Source organism: Paenibacillus sp. PK1-4R, from assembly GCF_030369595.1.
In the GTDB taxonomy this organism is placed as follows: domain Bacteria; phylum Bacillota; class Bacilli; order Paenibacillales; family Paenibacillaceae; genus Paenibacillus.
In genome coordinates, this window is the sequence record NZ_CP126535.1 from 2,394,771 (window position 1) to 2,411,675 (window position 16,905).

At 45.1% G+C, this 16,905-nt stretch carries 13 protein-coding genes; 9 read left to right on the forward strand and 4 right to left on the reverse strand.

Features of this window, described 5'->3' with window-relative positions:
* The first annotated feature begins 128 nt into the window (after positions 1-128).
* The 4 genes from yicI (at position 129) to bcbE (ending at position 5,384) form a co-directional block, all read left to right on the forward strand.
* On the forward strand, positions 129-2,447 hold the full coding sequence (gene yicI / locus QNO02_RS10490; RefSeq protein ID WP_289391952.1) for an alpha-xylosidase: 2,319 nt from the start codon (positions 129-131) through the stop codon (positions 2,445-2,447).
* Positions 2,448-2,522: 75 nt separating this feature from the next.
* Entirely contained in the window at positions 2,523-3,533 is a 1,011-nt protein-coding gene (locus QNO02_RS10495) for a phosphotransferase family protein (RefSeq protein ID WP_289391953.1), read from the forward strand.
* Positions 3,509-3,988 (forward strand): glycoside hydrolase family 3 protein, encoded by a 480-nt coding sequence (locus QNO02_RS10500; protein ID WP_289391954.1) that lies wholly within the window; start codon positions 3,509-3,511, stop codon positions 3,986-3,988. The genes QNO02_RS10495 and QNO02_RS10500 overlap by 25 nt, the downstream gene beginning before the upstream one ends.
* Positions 3,989-4,082: 94 nt before the next feature.
* Complete coding sequence (gene bcbE / locus QNO02_RS10505) at positions 4,083-5,384, forward strand: bacillibactin exporter BcbE (protein ID WP_289391955.1); 1,302 nt, start codon at positions 4,083-4,085, stop codon at positions 5,382-5,384.
* Between the two features lie 153 nt (positions 5,385-5,537).
* Here the strand turns inward: bcbE and QNO02_RS10510 are convergent, their stop codons facing one another.
* Both QNO02_RS10510 and QNO02_RS10515 read right to left on the reverse strand, forming a co-directional pair.
* Positions 5,538-6,881 (reverse strand): MFS transporter, encoded by a 1,344-nt coding sequence (locus QNO02_RS10510; protein ID WP_091032044.1) that lies wholly within the window; start codon positions 6,879-6,881, stop codon positions 5,538-5,540.
* Positions 6,882-6,911: 30 nt separating this feature from the next.
* On the reverse strand, positions 6,912-7,358 hold the full coding sequence (locus QNO02_RS10515) for a MarR family winged helix-turn-helix transcriptional regulator (protein ID WP_235200756.1): 447 nt from the start codon (positions 7,356-7,358) through the stop codon (positions 6,912-6,914).
* Positions 7,359-7,588: 230 nt separating this feature from the next.
* On the opposite strand from QNO02_RS10515, the gene QNO02_RS10520 reads away from it, so the two are divergent.
* From QNO02_RS10520 to QNO02_RS10530, 3 genes are all read left to right on the forward strand, one after another.
* A complete protein-coding gene (locus QNO02_RS10520) occupies positions 7,589-8,062 on the forward strand; it encodes an RbsD/FucU family protein (RefSeq protein WP_036609525.1) in 474 nt (157 codons plus the stop codon).
* A gap of 235 nt (positions 8,063-8,297) precedes the next feature.
* Positions 8,298-8,828: a GNAT family N-acetyltransferase gene (locus QNO02_RS10525; protein WP_502921878.1), complete on the forward strand. Its 531-nt coding sequence runs from the start codon at positions 8,298-8,300 to the stop codon at positions 8,826-8,828.
* 77 nt (positions 8,829-8,905) lie between these two features.
* Positions 8,906-9,526: a TraX family protein gene (locus QNO02_RS10530; protein ID WP_289391957.1), complete on the forward strand. Its 621-nt coding sequence runs from the start codon at positions 8,906-8,908 to the stop codon at positions 9,524-9,526.
* A 125-nt stretch (positions 9,527-9,651) separates the two neighbouring features.
* On the opposite strand, the gene QNO02_RS10535 is transcribed toward QNO02_RS10530, so the two are convergent.
* Together QNO02_RS10535 and QNO02_RS10540 are read right to left on the reverse strand one after the other, a co-directional pair.
* Positions 9,652-13,326 carry a non-ribosomal peptide synthetase family protein gene (locus tag QNO02_RS10535; protein ID WP_502921879.1) on the reverse strand — a complete coding sequence of 1,225 codons (3,675 nt, stop codon included), beginning with the start codon at positions 13,324-13,326 and terminating at the stop codon, positions 9,652-9,654.
* Positions 13,327-13,405: 79 nt separating this feature from the next.
* A complete protein-coding gene (locus QNO02_RS10540; protein ID WP_091034997.1) occupies positions 13,406-15,148 on the reverse strand; it encodes a methyl-accepting chemotaxis protein in 1,743 nt (580 codons plus the stop codon).
* A gap of 512 nt (positions 15,149-15,660) precedes the next feature.
* On the opposite strand from QNO02_RS10540, the gene rpiA reads away from it, so the two are divergent.
* Positions 15,661-16,332, forward strand: coding sequence for a ribose-5-phosphate isomerase RpiA (rpiA, locus tag QNO02_RS10545; protein WP_091032039.1), 672 nt, complete (start codon positions 15,661-15,663; stop codon positions 16,330-16,332).
* 25 nt (positions 16,333-16,357) lie between these two features.
* A complete protein-coding gene (locus tag QNO02_RS10550) occupies positions 16,358-16,873 on the forward strand; it encodes a GNAT family N-acetyltransferase (RefSeq protein WP_353959108.1) in 516 nt (171 codons plus the stop codon).
* Positions 16,874-16,905 lie beyond the last annotated feature (32 nt).

Consider the following 16,905-nt stretch of genomic DNA (forward strand, 5'->3'; position numbering starts at 1 on the left):
AGATTGGTGATGATGTTCAAGAATCGGATGTTTATTATCAAAATCGTGATATATTTGGTCAAAATAAGAGAAGAAATTCGTTATTAATATCAATATTATTATAATATAACCAAAGGGGGAAAGAAAACATGAAATTTACTGATGGATTCTGGATGACTCGTGAAGGGTACCAGATTCAAAACCCGACTGACATTCGTGATATTGTGCAAAAAGAGAATTCTGTGACCGTATATGCGGCAACTAAATATATTCGTAACAAAGGCGACACATTGAACGGTACATTGCTGAAAGCAACGTACAGCTCACCTATGCCTAACGTTATCCGTGTAACCTTGAATCACCATAAAGGCGGAGTGAAAAAAGGGCCTGTATTTGAGCTTAATACGCAAGATGCAAACGTTGACATCTCAAAAAATGAACAAGGCGCTGTTTTGAAAAGCGGCAATCTGGAAGTTCAAATCGATAAAACAAACGGTTGGGACGTCAGCTTCCTGTATGGAGGAAAACGGATTACTGGTAGTGGTCAAAGAGCTGCTGGTTATATTACAGGTCCAAGCAAGGAAGCGTACTTCCGCGAACAGCTGGATCTTGGTATTGGTGAATACGTTTACGGACTTGGTGAGCGTTTCACGCCGTTTGTTAAGAATGGTCAAATCGTCGATACCTGGAATGAGGACGGCGGTACAAGCAGTGAGCAGTCATATAAGAACATTCCGTTTTATTTGTCCAATAAAGGATATGGCGTATTTGTAAATCATCCTGAACGCGTATCGTATGAGATTGCATCCGAGAATGTATCTAAAGTGCAGTTCAGCGTAGAAGGAGAGACGTTGGAATACTTCATTATCGGCGGTGACAATCCAAAGGATGTACTTGATAATTATACGAAATTAACAGGTAAACCAGCGCTTCCACCAGCATGGACATTTGGTCTGTGGCTGACAACATCATTCACAACGGATTATGATGAAGCAACGGTTAACCATTTCGTAGATGGCATGGCTGAACGTGATCTTCCGCTGTCTGTATTCCATTTTGACTGCTTCTGGATGAAGGAATACCAATGGTCTGATTTTGTATGGGATGAAGCGATGTTCCCGGATCCGGAAGGCATGCTTGCACGTCTGAAAGAGAAGGGCCTTAAAATCTGTGCTTGGATCAATCCATATATTGCAGAAAAATCCTACTTGTTCGATGAAGGTATGGAGAACGGTTATCTGGTCAAAACAGCCGATGGCAGCGTATGGCAATGGGATATGTGGCAAGCAGGCATGGCTCTGGTTGATTTCACGAATCCGGATGCTGTGAATTGGTATAAGAGCAAGCTGGAAGTCCTGCTGGATCAAGGCGTAGATTCCTTCAAGACAGACTTCGGTGAAAGAATTCCGACAGATGTTGTGTACTTTGATGGTTCTGATCCGGTTAAAATGCACAACTATTATACACAGCTCTATAACAAAGCTGTATTTGAATTGCTCGAAGAGAAGATTGGCAAAAACGAAGCTGCCCTGTTTGCACGTTCTGCAACAGCAGGTGGGCAACAGTTCCCGGTTCACTGGGGCGGAGACTGCTCTTCCACGTATGAATCCATGGCTGAATCGCTTCGCGGTGGCCTCTCACTTGGGCTTTCCGGTTTCGGATTCTGGAGCCATGATATCAGTGGCTTTGAAAGCACAGCGAGCCCTGATGTATACAAACGTTGGGTACAATTCGGACTTTTATCTTCACACAGCCGCCTGCATGGCAGCACTTCGTATCGTGTGCCTTGGTTGTTTGACGAGGAATCCGTGGACGTTGTTCGTGACTTTACCAAACTCAAAATCAGCCTGATGCCGTACCTGTACAATTCTGCGGTAGAGTCAACGGTAAAAGGTATTCCGATGATGCGCGCTATGCTGCTGGACTTCCCAGAGGACCCAACAACATATAACCTGGATACGCAATATATGTTTGGTGATTCAATTCTGGTGGCTCCAATCTTCAACAAGGAAGGTGATGTGCGTTATTACCTGCCTGAAGGAACTTGGACGAACTATCTGACAGGAGCGAAAGTACAAGGTGGACGCTGGATCAGTGAAAACCATGACTTTAAAACACTGCCAATGATGATTAAGCCAAACAGTCTGATCGCTGTGGGTGCGGTGGATAACAAACCGGATTACGACTTTGCGAATGATGTGTCCTTGCACTTGTTCGAACTGGCTGATGGTCAAACGGCTCAAGCTGTCGTTGTGAACCAAGCGGCAGAGCAGGAGCTGACAGTTAACGTTACACGTAATGGTTCAGTGCTGGATGTTCGTGCTGAAGGTGCAGGCAAACCATGGAACTTGGTGCTTCGCGGCATTGAGAGTGTATCCAGCGTTGAAGGTGGTTCCCAAGTGTCTGGTGCAAATGGTGTTGTCGTTACGGCAGCAACAGGCGAAAGCGCGCTTACAATCCAACTGTAAAATGATATAGTAAAAGAAAAGGACGGTGCCGAAAGGTGCCGTCTGTTTGTCTACGATGATAGGAGATTGAATGAAATGAGTACAATGAATTCCGGTTTGCACTGCACGATATCAGCAGAGATGCTGCATCAACTGGTAGAGATTAATTTTGGAAGCGATACCAAAGTAAAGGCGTTTGGTCTCCTGCAAGGTGGACTTTTTAATACAACCTATCGGATTCAACTTGAACATACATCCTATACGGATGTGATTTTACGTTTGGCTCCAGAGCGGGGAGAGATGGCGGCTGGTTCTGCGAGTGACCCACTCTTTTCTTTTGAACGTACGATGATGGCGGCTGAACCGATTGTGTATGAATATTACCGTAAGGCAGGCATTCCTGCTCCCAACATTATCGCCTGTGATGATAGCGGATCCATCATTCCAAGAACGTACATGTTTATGGAATTTATCCCGAGTAAGCAGCTGGATCACGCATCGATTTCAGACATAGACAAAGAGCGATTGTATCATCAGCTTGGCGTCTATACCGCGATCATGCATCAGATCGAGGGTGCATCGTTTGGCTGGCCGCAAGGAGATGGGACGATTAAAGGCTCGGATCAATGGTCCGAGGTGTTGCACTCTTTTGCAGAAGAAACGGCACTTAAAGCGGCACAAGCCGATTATATGTCAGGTGTGGGAGAAGAAATCGCCGCTATTTTCATCAAAAATAAAGAATTATTCGATCAAGTGACCCATCCGGTACTGGTTCATAATGACCTGTGGGAAGCCAATGTGCTTGTTCATCAGGAAAATGGTGAGCTAAACATTGCGGCCATCATTGATGGAGATCGTTCCATGTTTGCCGACAGGGAGTTTGAAGCCATATTGTCGACAGAATCGGTGGCTTTTCATGAAGGATATGATCGTCCACTGGACTCATCCGCTGAAGGACAGGCACGCAGGCTTGCTTACCGAATACTGTCTTCGTATTTTAATGCCTACGTTCATGAACATCAGGTCAATCAACCTGAAGATGGTCAGAAGTATCGCCAGCGCACGCTGGATTTACTGGAGCAATGGAAGCAATACAACAAGCCGTAGAAGCTGCACGTAGCACTCAGGTATCTGTCGTTGTTGTTGGCAACAGCCCTTATATCAACGGCAAAGAAGAAATTGACCGCCCAAGTCTGCTGCTTCCGCCGAGTCAGGTCGAGCTTGTCAAAGCCGTATGTGAAGCCAATCCCAATACGGTGGTTGTGATTATGGGCAGTTATCCATTTGCTTTGCAGGAGTTGAAAGGTATTGCCCGCGCAATCGTTTATATGACACATGCAGGTCAGGAATTGGGGAATGCGCTTGCAGATGTGCTGTTAGGTTATTATGCCCCGGCAGGCAGATTGAATATGACATGGTATGAAGACGAATCACAGCTGCCTGACATAATGGATTATGACATCATTCAGAATCGCATGACCTATATGTATCATGAAGGACCGGTTCAATATGCATTTGGTCACTGTCTTGCACGAATACGTGCAGGCAGCTTTTTTGTGTGAACAAGCGATAACATCCAACATGTCCTGAATAATCAACCTCCGAAACAAGCACAATAATGCTGATGTGTGTAGAATCTGTAAAGGTGGTTGTGGTATGAACGATAAAAAGTGGGACCTCGTCGCACTTGCTTCCATCCCTTTAATTATGACCTTGGGTAATTCCATGCTAATACCGATCCTGCCACAGATTGAACGTGAGTTGAAGGTATCTGCATTTAAGGTCAGTATGCTCATTACAGTCTACGCTGTAGTTGCGATCCTGCTTATTCCTCTTGCAGGGTACTTGTCGGATCGTTTTGGCAGAAAAGCAGTTATCATTCCCAGCCTCGTTATTGCAGCCGTCGGAGGTGCTGTCGCTGGTGTGGCAGCATGGATGCTGAACGGAAACATAGCCTACTGGACCATTCTGGGTGGCAGGTTATTGCAGGGAATAGGTGCTGCCGGCGCATTTCCTATTGTTATCCCTTTGGTTGGGGACATGTTTAATGATGAGAACGAAGTAAGCAAAAGCCTGGGTATCATTGAGACCTCGAATACGTTTGGTAAAGTCATAAGTCCGATTCTGGGTGCAGTGCTGGCGGTCTGGTTGTGGTATGCGCCATTCATGGCTATTCCTATCCTTTGTGTACTTTCGCTGGTTCTTGTTATTTTCCTGGTGAAGACTCCACGGAAAAAAGAAAAGCCTCCCACCTTTGTAGAATTTGTGGCATCCATTCGTGACGTATTAAAAGAAAAGGGACGCTGGTTGTATGCGTTGTTTGCAATCGGTGGTATTTGCATGTTTGTCATCTTTGGTGTGTTATATTATCTATCCGAGACGCTGGAGAGCGAATTTGCCCTGAAAGGTGTACTTAAAGGACTTGTCCTTGCGATCCCGCTGGCAGCGTTATGTCTGTCTTCTTTCCTGGCAGGGAAGTGGATTGGAAAGAACAAAACGCGAATGAAGTGGCTTGGCTTCACAGGACTTGCGCTTCTGACGGTATCCCTTGGCGTTATAGGTTTATTTGATAATATCTATGTTGTAGTAGGTCTTTTCACATTGGGAAGTGCCGGAATAGGTGCAACGTTACCATGTCTGGATGCCTTGATTACAGAAGGCGTGGACAAAAAACAGCGGGGCACAATCACGGCTCTGTTCAGCAGCATGCGATTCATTGGAGTATCTCTCGGTCCACCTGTCGTTTCTTTGCTGATCGGTTCTCATCATTTCCTGCTTTTTGGTGTGCTCGCTGCGTCTGGCGCAGTGGGCGGATTGCTCACCTTATTCGCAGTTAAACCGGATAAGGGAGACCAACCTACTTCAGGAAGCAAGCAGAAACAGGATGAAACATCTAATGATGTGATCCAGACAAGTAGAGGGTATGCTCCCATAGGTCGCAAGAAAAGTCCATTTTAGATAGACGGTTCTGTATGCTGTGTTCATTTCCATGCTGTCTTAAGTTTAACATTCAGATCTGTTCTAATAAAAAACGCGTTTACGCCTAAGAAAGCGGATGAATTTGCTTTCTCGGTGTAAACGCGTTTTTATGTTCAGAATGACCTTAATCAATCATTCGTGTTTACTTTTATTCGACTGGCTAGTTTCGGTGTTGCCGGCTCCAGATTCTGAATTCTTGGTTTGATCTGGAGGTGGTTCCGTTGCAGTGATATGAGTATGAGCGAGCAGAGCATGAGGTTCAATGGAGAAGCTGCCGCTTCGTTTTCCCTGAATCAGATATATAAGCAAGAACAGAATCATAAACATCACGGAATATCGATACATATCAGTATAACTGGTTATGGCCGCAATGGCGCCAAGTAGAAGGGCACCGGTCGCAATACCCAGATCCAGCGAGTTCAAAAACATACCGTTAGCCATACCCCGTTGAGTAGGAGATACAACTTGAATCATCCAGGTCTGCAGAGACGACTGCATGGAACCATAACCGATTCCGTAGATAAAGGCAGCGATGAACAGTACGGACATGGAGGTGGCATACGAGAGCAGAATGAGGCCGACAGCAACGAATATTGCCCCTGGAATGAGCAGTGCTTTTGGACCTTTATTGTCATAGATCCGCCCTGCAAATGGTCTAACCAATAACACGGCGAGTGCATTAAACAAAAAGAACAGCGCAGGATTGGCCAGATTGGCTTCCTTGCCATACAAAACGATGAATCCGACAAGCCCACCATAGGTGATGGATAATAGGCAATTCAGCACACTGGGCAGAATCAGCTTCCGGTTGAAAGGTGTCTTCTGTTTTGGGTTGGACCCTGAAGCACTTGTTGTGGCTTGTGGCATGATGGTTGTACTGTTATCGGTTCTGACTGCTTTTTTGCGTGTCAGTGAATAACTCAGTGGATAGATCACAGCGAGGACACCCGCAGTACATAACATCAGAGTTACAAATCCAGCACCCTGGAGCAGAGTAACCCCAATGATTGGCCCCATAGACATAGCCAAGCTAGTCGATAGACCAAAGTAACCCATACCTTCACCCATTCGTTTGACGGGCACAATGTCCGAGGCCATCGTTGGAAAAGCGGTACTGCTCATACCAAACCCGATACCAAACAACATTCTCAGCAACAAGAGCACAGCTATACCAGCAGCAAAATAATAGCCGAGCGTTGCCAGCAGGGCAACGGACAGGCCTATATAGATCATGGCGTTACGAAGGCCCTTCTCCAGCGCTTTCGCGGAATAGAGACGGGCTGCAATGGCACTTAGTGCAAACAGACAGGTGAATAAACTTACTTCAAATGCGTTGGCGTGAAATCGCTCCTGAACGTAGGACGGAAGCGGAGAGACGATCATGTGCAGTTGCAAGAACAACAAGAAGTTGCACAGCATCAGCAGTATAAAATCGGTGGTCCATAGTCTAACTTGTTGTGTAGATTGTTCTTTCATGATGTTGTATTCCCCCTGAGTTGTGATTCATTACAAGTTGCGGTTAATGAGGGAAAGAGTATGTTTAAATGCTTCCATCTGGTCTTCGGATATACCTTCAGCAAGTTCTTTATTCATTTCTCTTTCAATCGGAACGAGGATATCAATTAACGCTTTGCCTTCCGTGGTGAGATATAACAGATAGGCTCTGCGATCCTGTTCGCTGGTCCGGCGTTCTACCCAGCCTTTCTTCTCAAGCAGATCAATAATCCGCGCAGTGGTGGGTTGGTCTTTGAAGACACGTGCAGCAAGCTCCTTCTGATTAACACCTTCACCGCGGTCAACATTAAAGAGAACAGAAAATTGCTCTGTCGTAATATCATAAGGTTTGAATCGCGTCGCAAGTAAAGCTACAGCTTTACGATGTGTGAAACCCAGCATGAATCCAACAGATTGTTCCAGTGTATAGTCCATGTGATTGCTAGACCTCGCTTCCATAATAAAATGTCCCAATTAATTAGTTGTTATAACAACTATATGTCAAACAAGTATTTTTGTCAAAATGAAATATTCTCTTATCGAACGTACGTGTGCGCTGTGCAATCATCCAAAAATACTGTTAGAATAGTGATGAAACCGCTTTTATGGAATCGATATCAAGGTGCTTGAAGAATGGAGAAAACCAATTTGCTCTAACTAATGTTGGAGATGACCAAGGAGAGCTGTATATGCTAAAGAATATACCCGCAATAATACCTCCAGAGTTACTCAAAATCATGTCCGAAATGGGCCATGGAGACGAGTTGGTTCTGGCGGATGGCAATTTCCCCGCAGCCAGTCATGCCAAGCGACTGGTACGCTGTGACGCACTGGGAGTCGTTGAACTGCTGGATGCCATCCTGCAATTATATCCACTGGATACCTATGCTGAGCGTCCCGCTGCTGTCATGCAGGTTGTGAAAGGGGATCAGGTGATCCCGATCATATGGGAAGACTATCGCCGGTTGATTGAAGAATACGAAGGCATTACGGATGCTTTTGATCATGAAGAGCGATTTGATTTTTATAAACGCGCTTCGAATGCCTATGTGATTGTTGCAACTGGTGAGCGCGCCCAATATGCCAATCTGATTTTGAAGAAAGGCGTCATTTTCCCCGATGCTGATCCTGGTCAGGAACAGCAGAATGCTGAATCGAACTGAATAATTACGGCGACGGAGCAGTGGATGCTTTGGTCGCCTTTTTATTTTTGCCAATACGAAGTAAATATAACAAAACGTACAGAATTGGTATGGACTAGATAAGCAAGATGCAATCTGGAAGCGCGCATGAACGAATGTCAGCTCACTGCTCAAGATACTACAAACTTTGATGCAGATGATGAATGGGGAAAAGGAAAGGAATGTTTTACAATTGAGAAATACAAACGATGAGACGATGGTCTCCATCCCAGAGGAGTTGAGTGAAATGCAGCACCGAATCAGACAAGCGGGTCTTCCTGATAGTAACGAAGTGGGTCGATTGTTCAATGAGTACAGGATGTTCTACAACCAAAATGCTGACATTGAGGGAGCACGTCAGTATATTAGAGAACGAATGGAAGGCCATGAATCGGTGATTTTGGTAGCAGAAACAGATGCGGAAAGTGAACATGGGACAGATGAAAGTAACGGTATGTCACTCTCGAATGGCTTAATCTGTACTGGATTCGTTCAGCTATATCCCAGTTTCAGTTCGGTATCAATGGGGCCTGTCTGGGTGCTTAATGATCTATATGTGTACCCGGATTATCGTCAGCAAGGCATTGCCAGGAAGCTCTTGCAAGCAGCCAAGCAATTGGCATCTGAGCGTGGAGTTCTTCGTATATCACTCTCAACTGAGTTAAGTAACAAACAAGCACAAGCTTTATATGAATCCGAAGGATATGCACAGGATACCAGATTCATGTATTATGAACTTAATGTATAAGAGGTTGCTCAAAAAGACGCACTATATGAATGAATAGCACACTCGTGTCGTCGGCAACAAAGGAGGGGAGTCGCAACATGATGCAGTGGATTGCCATGATCACGATGTTAATTGATCATATAGGGGCTGTCTTTTTTCCACATATTATAGAGTTGAGGATCATAGGTCGTATCGCTTTTCCAATCTATGCTTTTGCAGTGTATATCGGTTATAAACATACACGAGACGTACAAAAATACATATGGCGGCTGTTCTGGATCGCGATCATATCACAGGTGCCGTTCATGGCTGCGTTTAATCATTACTCTCTGAACGTGGTATGGACATTGTGGTCAGCCCTGTTGGTATTATTCGTTATTGATAAATTGCCATCCAAACTACTGGGGATTCCGATTGTAATTGGAGCAGGTTTGTTCATGGAAATTAGCCATATGGATTACGGGATGTACGGGTTGTTATTGGTTCTGTTATTCCGTTATTTCCGGGGTCCTGTACTTGTCGTGGCACATGTCGTGTTAAATGCACTATATCTTCTCCTGCATAACAGCTCTGTGCAAATGTATAGTGTGCTCGCAACCGCCGGCATTGCTATTGCTCAGTATTACCAAGCGGGATTCCGTATGAAGGGGCCACGTTGGGTCTGGCGTTATTTCTATCCAGCGCATCTTGCCATCATTGCAATTATCCGATGGGTCTAAAAGATTGATATAGAAATGCTAAAACGTCTGAAAAATGCGAAGTAAAGAAGCCACCTTCTCGTCAGTGAATGACGAGAAGGTGGCTTCTGCGTATTCCTATTAGTTAAAGTTGAACTTCACGGAACTTACTCCATTGCTGTAGAAGTGCCGTTATGGCGCCGGATTGCAGACGGGAAATATCCAATCTGAACGGCGTAGTCTAACATGGCGGAGATGAATCGATCATCTGTTTTTGCACATGAGATTCCGGCAGGTTCCACATAAGCCGTTGTGACAGGGCAAGCATAGACATAAGCTGAATCCTTCGCACCGTCGCCTTCAAGCTGTGCAATAGCCAACTGAAGAGCTTCCGGCTCCTTGCTGATGCTGGCATCGAACAACCAACGGGTGTAATCCGCGAAAGGAAGTGTCTCGACATTGTAACCAGCCCGATTCACAGAACGGATCAGCTCATCATAGCGGATTGGCTCCGGATTACAGATGTGGAATACACGACCGGCGGTATCCTGACGTAAGGCCAGGTGAACGATAGCCTCACTTGCATAGTTGATCGGTGTAAAATCAACCATCCAGTCAGCCGCAGGAGCCTTGCCGAGCAATAACATTGCTTTGATCATGCGATAGAAGGCATTGCTATCAATATTGGACTGGAAGCGTCCAGTTTCGGAGTGGCAAGTGAGATTACCAGCACGATAGATGCTGACAGGTACACCTTCCTCTGCCGCAATCATGAGCACTTTCTCGGCTTCAAGTTTGCTGTCCGAATACAGGTTGTCCACATGCAAGTCAGCCGGGAACCGATCATATTGCAGGGAGGATTCCCATTGTCCGCTGAGTGCCAGATCTTCCGGAATACCCATCGTGGATACATGGTGGAAGGAAGCACCTGGTTTGCTGCGAATCAAGTCAAGCAATGCGACCGTTCCTTCCACATTTGTTTTGGCGAACTGATCGGCATCGCCAAAATGACGTACGTCTGCAGCGCAGTGGATGACACGGTCAATTCGATCCTGAACATAAGCCGTTTGTTCAGCGGACAGACCGAGATTAGGTTGTTCGAGATCCCCTTCAATAATCTCCACACGAGTGGAGAGATGGTCAGTCAGTTGTTTGCCGAAATAACCTTCCAACACGTTAGTCAAACGTTCCATTGCAGTTATTCCATTGGATGGTCGACGAACAAGGGTGTAGATTCGTGTGCTGGAATTCAGAATTAACTGTTGCAGCACATGAGAGCCCAGATAACCAGTTGCTCCAGTCAGCAACACATGCTCAGGTTCACGAATGAGCGGGTACCCCAACTGGGATGTTAGCTCCACAGGGTGTTCGGATAATTGTGTAATCATACCATCGGTCACCACTGAATCCGTAACTTCTACAGCACTGAGAGACAATACTTCCACACGACGAGCGAGAGCACGGACTGTTTTCTCGGCAAAGAAATCGGCAATTTTCAGCTGTGGATAATGTGGCTTCAGAATGACCAGTACATGAATGACCCGGAGTGAATCACCACCGATATTGAAGAAGCTGTCTTCGACACCGAAGTCATCGTGCTGAAGGATTTCTTTCCATGCGTCCAGGATAATGGATTCCGTCTCCGTCTCAGGCATGACCCGGTCAGGGCGATCTTCATGTCGTTCCACATGAGGCAGGGATACCATCGCTTTGCGATTGATTTTTCCAGTCGGTGCAATCGGCATTTCATCCAGCTGACAGATCCACTTCGGTACAAAATAAGATGGAAGTTTCTCCGTCAGTTCTGCCTTGATGTCCGTAACAGAGAGGGTACTGCCATCTTTCGATGTAAAGTAACCAACCAGCATATTTTGTCCATCGGATTCTTTCTTCGGAATGACGGCAACGTTCTGGATCTGATCAAGCCGTGCAAAGTGATCTTCAATCTCCCCGATCTCAATCCGGTGACCACGAATTTTTAGCTGTGAGTCACTGCGACCGACATATTCCAGCAACCCGGTATCCAGCAATTTGGCAATATCGCCAGACTTGTAGATTCTCTCACCTATCGCAAACGGGTTCTCAATGAATGCTTGCTCAGTACGTTCTGGCTGATTCAGATAACCTTTGGCCAGTGCAGGGGTAGCAATATATACCTCACCAGGTACACCGGCCGGACAGAGCTGTTGTTCTTCATTTACAATGTAAACTTTGTAGTTATGAATTGGTTTACCGATAGGGATGTTCACCACATGTTCGGGAACCTGCTCACTGATGCGGTGAGTAGTTGTGGCTACTGTACATTCGGTAGGTCCGTACACATTAACAATATCAATCTGGTTTCCAAATTTGCGCTGGAAGGCACGAACCTGTTCACCGTAGAGCGCTTCTCCGGCTACAGTAATGATTCTGACTTTGGCCAGCTTGTGGAAACCTTCATCGGATAAGTAGGAAGCAAGCTGATTGAAGAAAATCGTAGGCAGTATCGTAATGATGTTTGTTCCTGTGCGTTCAATTGCACTTGCGAATTCTTCAACGGATACACGTTCTTCCGCAGACAACAGATATAATTCTGCTCCATAGAACAAGGCGCCAATGGTATCCCACACGGATGCATCAAAGCTGTATGTAGCAAACTGGGTTAATACATCACCTGGTTGAATGTCACAATCACGCTGAACCACACTGCCAAGATTGGTTACACCCCGGTGGGCAATCAGTGCACCTTTGGGTTTACCGGTCGACCCTGACGTGTAGATAATATACGCAAGATCATCTGGCTGAATATCCAGATTGGGGTTACTTGCTGCAAATCCAGCTAAACGACCATCCACAGCGAGAATCTGACGGACCGTAGCTATACTGGAGAACAAGCTGGAAGCTTGGGCATAAGAAGCCTCCGTTGTCAGCACGAATGAGGACGCCGTATCTTCCACAATATAACTGTTACGTTCTTGTGGATGCTCAGGGTCGATCGGAACATATGCACCACCTGCCTTCAGAATTCCAAGCAGGGAGATGATGGTCTCCAGACTTCGATCCATAAAGATACTGACGAATTCACCTTTTTGCAATCCATTGGATAACAGAACACGTGCAACCTGATTAGCTCGTTCATTCAATTCCCTGTACGTATAACTTTTGGATGGCGATGTTATCGCCGGTGAATCCGGATATGCCGCTGCCGTTGCTTCGAACCGGCCATGAACCGTCTGATTCTCTGGTTCGAGAACAGAAGTATCATTCATTTCACGGTAAAGCAATCGGTCTGAGGCAGAAAGAATATCTACCGTACCGATTGCTTTCTCACCGTCACGCACAAGGGCGAGTAGAAGAGTCTGATAATATTCTGCATATCTCAGCACGGTAGACTCTTTTAACAGTGAACTATCATAGAACAGATCGAGGATGAGCATGTTCTGATCATCTCGAACGTTCCAGTTTAATATTTGAGGAGCTTGAGGCAACTGTACACTATTCAGCATAAAAAACGATTCAGGGTATCCACCGTTTTGCAACGTGTATTCAATCTTGAGCTGCTCTGAAACCTGATGACATAGTTGGCTGAAGGTCAATTTCCCCTGAATCTGTAAAGAAAGATAGGAAGCTGCCTGATCGGGGGAAAGTATACCTATGGCTAGTTCCTGTTCAGCTGACAATCGGAATAACAAGGCTGCATAAGCTGAGAGGAGTACCGGGTACACCATCTGTTCTCCATACTTCTGTTTAAGTTCACGGCTCAGAGAAGCATGTAATGTGATTTGAGCAGACTGATAAGAGAATGATTGTTGACGTCGCCCAAAATCCAGTGGAATCTGCAGAACTGGCAAGCTAGATTCCATGGAATGGGAAGAAGATGGTTGGTTTTCAATCACTTCAGTTATTCCTCCTTGGTTCAAACCGAATGTTTGTGGATTTGAATTATTGTTTGCTTACATTGAAATGAGAGATCAATTCTTGGAGTTCCTCAGACATGCTGTTAAGACGTGTGGAGGAGTCTACCAGTGTAATCAAAGATGCTTTTTGCTCATCAACAGATGAGGAAATTTGTTCACTGCTGTTTGCTGTCTTACTTACGCTTGAAGACAAGTCGTCTGCTGTAGCGGTCATTTCCTCCGTACCCGCAGAGATTTCTTCCGTCGCGCTTGAGACTTCCTGAATCTGATTAGATACTTTTTTCGCTGCTTCTAAAATATCTTCGAACAGTTGTCCTGTTTGATCGGCTACGCTGAGCCCTGTATCTACTTCTGATGTACCTTGTTCCATAGCACGTACAGCTTGTTTAATTCCAGCTTGAATCTCTTGAATCAATACGCCAACCTGGCTGGTTGCTTGTTCAGACTGCTCGGCAAGTTTGCGTACTTCACCTGCAACAACTGCAAATCCTCTTCCTTCTTCACCAACACGAGCTGCTTCAATGGATGCATTAAGAGCAAGCAAGTTAGTCTGGCTGGAGATTCCCGAGATGATATTGAGAATATCGCCGATTTCCTGTGAACGACTCTCCAGAACCTCAATGGCAGAAGCCGTATTCTTAACCGATTCCGTAATCAGATTCATCTGTTCAGATACCTGACGGACAACGCTGTTACCTTGTTGCGAACGACGTTCCATCTCATAGGCTTCATCCGCTACACTTGCCGAGCTGCTGGCAATCGTCTGGATTACGGTAGCCATCTCGGACATGGCACGTGCACTATCCCGGGTTGCCTGTTCCTGTGAACGAATGTTGGAAGTGATTTGAGTCACATTATTATTAATAGAATCTGCATTCTCACTGTTGCGCTCGGATACTTCATATAGTTCTTTGGCAGACTGATTTACTTCTTGTGATGTGATTTGCACTTTAACGATAGTATCGTTGATTTTGCGAACCATGGTGTTGAACTTCTCGTTAACGAGTCCCAGATCGTCTTTGCCTGTCGGAATGTTGACATTCAAATTACCCCGACTTACGTCATCAATTCCTTTGATCAAGTGACGGATAGGGGAAAGTGTGTTTTTAACTACAAGGTATTGGATAATCAGGAATAACAGCAAGAAGGCGACAAGGATGATAATTCCGTTTTTAAGCAAGGAGTTCAGTCCTGCGGGTACGGCTGATGCATCTGCATCAATGGCAAAATATGAGAAAATCTTTCCGTTGCTGTCTTTGATTGGATATGCAATGGTTGTCCATGTTCCGAAATCATCGGAATAAAATGTTGTGAATGTTGGGCGATCCGTATTAAGCATTTCTTTCAGTGCATTGGCTACAACAACCGGCTGCTCATACATGTCACCAATATTTACGTTCTCACTTTGAAAAGCCTCTCTTAGGTTGGTCGGCATCGCTACAAGGGAAGTTAATCTCTTGTTATCGCCACCGAGCTCGACACCGAAGATGTAGGCTTGTGCAATGTTAGGATAATATTCTTGCATTTCATCGAAATACGCTCGTAATTTCGTTTGTGTTGCTCCATCATAGCTACCTTCCGCAATAGCAGCTTGTACCTCGGCAGGATTGATATCTTCAGCCCACTTTTTGGTAATTTGTTCCACCTGTCCATGCAGTTGATCAACAAGAACTGTTTTTTGGAAATAGTAACTGCTTGCGATAAGTGCTACCCCGATGATAATGATATTGGTAAATGAGAGTAACAGATTTTTGGAGAAAAACGACATGCTTTTCCAACTTAATGATTTCACTTAATTCCACTCCTGATCTTCTTTAAATTAAGAAACTTTAGGGTTGCATTCGTACAGTGAGAACTAGATCATTCCGTGATCCCCTCCAAAGGAAATTTATGCGACCATGGTCTTGGTTTATCAGTCGCTTTCGTAGAGACTTATGTACCGTATGAACCATAGGTGTCTAATTATTAAAACACATCTATAATTAATATGTCGTATAAAATGTCGTTAAATTGAATAGTATCGTTAAATTTTTTTTAATATTTTACGTATTTATGGACATATCAGATGTATTATAGGTATTTAGAACTGTTTATTTTAAAATTTCCCATTTTTTAGCTTCATTCTGTATTCTATAACATGGTGGGTAAAAATACATCCTTCAACAAAACAAAAATATGATGGCAAAGATGCAACAGAAGGCACGGATATACATCGGAAGCGGTTTTATCTATAATAACTACATATGCATTTCTCAAATTATGAGCAGCGGGGGTTTATAGATGAATCTTAAACAGATAGCAGCAGAGCGTGCGGCAGAATATGTTGAGGATGGAATGAAGGTTGGTTTGGGTACAGGTTCAACAGCTTATTATGCCATCTGCCGGATCGGTGAGCGGGTACGTGATGGATTGAACATTCAAGCAGTTGCCACTTCAGAGGCTTCGGACAAGCTTGCCCGTGAATGGGGGATTCCCATCGTCCCATTTGACCAGATTGGACGTCTGGATCTGACCATTGATGGCGCTGATGAAGTAGATCCCGAATTTAACCTGATTAAAGGGGGGGGCGGGGCTCTTTTGCGTGAGAAAATCGTGGCAGCCAATAGTGACAAATTGATTATTGTAGCGGATGGCAGCAAAGCCGTGCAAAAGTTGGGGAAATTCCCGCTTCCAGTTGAGGTGGTTCCATTTGCTTCTGAGTGGACCTTACAGGCGCTCGAAAAATTGGGGTGTCAGCCACAGTGGCGGATGGATGGACAGCAACGTTATCTGACAGACAACGGAAACCTGATAGCAGATTGCCACTTGGAGGCGATTGATCACGCTGCGGACCTTAATGTTCAGTTGAACATGCTGCCAGGTGTTGTTGATAACGGACTATTTGTGGATATGGCTAGTACAGTCATTCTTGCCAATGCGGACGGAAGTATCGAAGAGCTTCATCGTTCTTAATATGGAAGAGGGTGCTTTTCATCGTATGAAAGAACTGCCTATCGTTGATGGTGAACTTGTACTCAGGTGTGTGGAGAAACAGGATCTGAAAGAGCTCTATGAATTGATCTACAGTGATGACGTACCTGAATGGAAGCAATGGGATGCACCCTATTACCCACTTAAACACGAAAGTTATGAAAGTTTTGAACAAGGTATGCTCAAACGTATGGACGTAGATCCAGGCGATTCCAAACCCGTGTCAATCCGTATTATTGAATCCGACAGACAAATTGTGGGTACAATCAGCTATTACATAGAAGATGAGTTATCCATGTGGCTGGAAATGGGGATTGTAATATACAGATCTGTCCAGTGGGGACGCGGGGTTGGCACACGTTCACTTACCATGTGGTCAAGTCATTTGTTCGAACAGATGCCTTTGGTTCGGGTTGGATTGACTACTTGGTCTGGTAATGAACGTATGATGCGTGCGGCTGTGAGAGCCGGATTACAGGTGGAGGGGCGAAAAGTGTCGTATCGTTCGCGGGCAGTACTATGATTCAATTCGTATGGGGATGCTCCGTGAGGAGT

What these genes read in the sequence shown, in the direction of transcription:
- yicI (WP_289391952.1), top strand. Translation starts at nt 129, where the DNA reads ATGAAATTTACTGATGGATTCTGGATGACTCGTGAAGGGTACCAGATT.
- QNO02_RS10495 (WP_289391953.1), top strand. Translation starts at nt 2,523, where the DNA reads ATGAGTACAATGAATTCCGGTTTGCACTGCACGATATCAGCAGAGATG.
- QNO02_RS10500 (WP_289391954.1), top strand. Translation starts at nt 3,509, where the DNA reads ATGGAAGCAATACAACAAGCCGTAGAAGCTGCACGTAGCACTCAGGTA.
- bcbE (WP_289391955.1), top strand. Translation starts at nt 4,083, where the DNA reads ATGAACGATAAAAAGTGGGACCTCGTCGCACTTGCTTCCATCCCTTTA.
- QNO02_RS10510 (WP_091032044.1), bottom strand. Translation starts at nt 6,881, where the DNA reads ATGAAAGAACAATCTACACAACAAGTTAGACTATGGACCACCGATTTT.
- QNO02_RS10515 (WP_235200756.1), bottom strand. Translation starts at nt 7,358, where the DNA reads ATGGAAGCGAGGTCTAGCAATCACATGGACTATACACTGGAACAATCT.
- QNO02_RS10520 (WP_036609525.1), top strand. Translation starts at nt 7,589, where the DNA reads ATGCTAAAGAATATACCCGCAATAATACCTCCAGAGTTACTCAAAATC.
- QNO02_RS10525 (WP_502921878.1), top strand. Translation starts at nt 8,298, where the DNA reads ATGGTCTCCATCCCAGAGGAGTTGAGTGAAATGCAGCACCGAATCAGA.
- QNO02_RS10530 (WP_289391957.1), top strand. Translation starts at nt 8,906, where the DNA reads ATGATGCAGTGGATTGCCATGATCACGATGTTAATTGATCATATAGGG.
- QNO02_RS10535 (WP_502921879.1), bottom strand. Translation starts at nt 13,326, where the DNA reads ATGGAATCTAGCTTGCCAGTTCTGCAGATTCCACTGGATTTTGGGCGA.
- QNO02_RS10540 (WP_091034997.1), bottom strand. Translation starts at nt 15,148, where the DNA reads ATGTCGTTTTTCTCCAAAAATCTGTTACTCTCATTTACCAATATCATT.
- rpiA (WP_091032039.1), top strand. Translation starts at nt 15,661, where the DNA reads ATGAATCTTAAACAGATAGCAGCAGAGCGTGCGGCAGAATATGTTGAG.
- QNO02_RS10550 (WP_353959108.1), top strand. Translation starts at nt 16,358, where the DNA reads ATGAAAGAACTGCCTATCGTTGATGGTGAACTTGTACTCAGGTGTGTG.